Below are 1,630 nucleotides of genomic sequence, written 5' to 3' on the forward strand. Positions count from 1 at the left end.
GGCTTGCTCGCGAAGAGGGCGTGTCAGTCGATATTTACGCTGAATGACACACCGCATTCGCGAGCAAGCCCGCTCCCACATTGGTTTTGTGTAGAGGCATGACAGATGTATTCACTTGAAGACCTGCTCCACCTGATGAGCCGCCTGCGCGATCCGCAGTTCGGTTGCCCGTGGGACATCAAGCAAACCTACGCGACCATCGTCCCGCATACCCTCGAAGAAGCCTATGAAGTGGCTGACGCCATTGAACGCGGCGACTTCGATCACTTGCAGGGCGAGCTGGGTGATCTGTTGTTTCAGGTGGTCTATTACAGCCAGTTGGCCCGGGAAGAAGGGCGCTTCGAATTTGCCGGAGTGATCGACAGCATCACGCGCAAGCTGATCCGTCGTCATCCGCACGTGTTCCCCACCGGCGATCTGTACGCGCCGCTGGATGTGCCACGGCTGAATGAAGAACAGGTCAAGCAGCGCTGGGAAGAGATCAAGGCCGAAGAACGCGCCGAGAAATCCGCCGCACCCGAGCAGCTGTCACTGCTCGATGATGTACCTGCCGCGCTGCCGGCACTGTCGCGTTCAGCCAAGTTGCAAAAGCGTGCCGGGCAGGTCGGTTTCGACTGGCCGGATGCGTTGCCGGTGCTGGACAAGGTGCGCGAAGAGCTCGATGAAGTGCTCGAAGCCATGTCCGAAAACGATCCGCAAGCGGTGGCCGACGAGATCGGCGATCTGCTGTTTTCCGTTGTCAATCTGGCCCGGCACCTGAAGGTCGATCCGGAAACCGCGCTGCGTGGCGCCAACGCCAAGTTTGAAAGACGTTTCCGTTTTATCGAACAGGCATTGCGCGACACCCGTCGTCCCATGGAAGATTGCACCCTCGAAGAGTTGGACGCCCTGTGGGGTGAAGCCAAACGTCAGGAAAAGAATTTGCCCAGCTGCGGCTGAGCCGTTGCCCAAGTGAGTAAGCATTAATGAGCCTTTCCCTTCGCGACCAGTTGCTCAAAGCAGGTCTGGTCAACCAAAAGCAGGCCAAGCAGGTCAGCAAAGACAAGCAGAAGCAACAGCGTCTGGCCCACAAGGGGCAGGCCGAGCTGGATGATTCGCAGCAACGCGCCGCTCAGGAAGCCATGGCCGAGAAGGTCAAGCGCGACCAGGAGCTGAACCGTCAGCAGCAGGAGAAGGCCGAGGCCAAGGCCCGTGCCGCGCAGGTCAAGCAGTTGATCGAAGTCTCGCGTCTGCCGAAGCTGACCACCGAGGACTACTACAACTTCGTCGACGACAAGAAGGTCAAGCGCATCTCGGTCAATACGTTGATGCGCAACAAGCTCAGCAGCGGTTCGCTGGCGATCGTGCACCATGCTGGCGGCTACGAAGTGATCCCGCGTGAAGCGGCGCTGAAGATCCAGGAGCGCGACCCGCAACGTATCGTGCAGCTCAACGTGCAGACCGAAGAGGTCAATGCCGAGGACGATCCGTACGCGGCCTATCAGATCCCGGATGACCTGATGTGGTAAACCGATAAAGCTGTAACAACCCAAACTGTGGCGAGGGAGCTTGCTCCCGCTGGACTGCGTAGCAGGCCTCTGCTCTTGAGTTGAAGAGCAGGGCCGCTTCGCGCCCCAGCGGGAGCAAGCTC

General features: G+C 59.2%; 2 protein-coding genes. Both read left to right on the plus strand.

What is annotated here, in order from left to right:
- Positions 1–105: 105 nt before the first annotated feature.
- Entirely contained in the window at positions 106–939 is an 834-nt protein-coding gene (gene mazG / locus QMX91_RS31070) for a nucleoside triphosphate pyrophosphohydrolase (RefSeq protein ID WP_282413904.1), read from the plus strand.
- A gap of 26 nt (positions 940–965) precedes the next feature.
- Positions 966–1,508: a DUF2058 domain-containing protein gene (locus QMX91_RS31075; protein ID WP_007968960.1), complete on the plus strand. Its 543-nt coding sequence runs from the start codon at positions 966–968 to the stop codon at positions 1,506–1,508.
- Positions 1,509–1,630: the final 122 nt, after the last annotated feature.

The organism is Pseudomonas sp. PS01299 (genome assembly GCF_029960145.1).
Lineage (GTDB): Bacteria > Pseudomonadota > Gammaproteobacteria > Pseudomonadales > Pseudomonadaceae > Aquipseudomonas > Aquipseudomonas putida_A.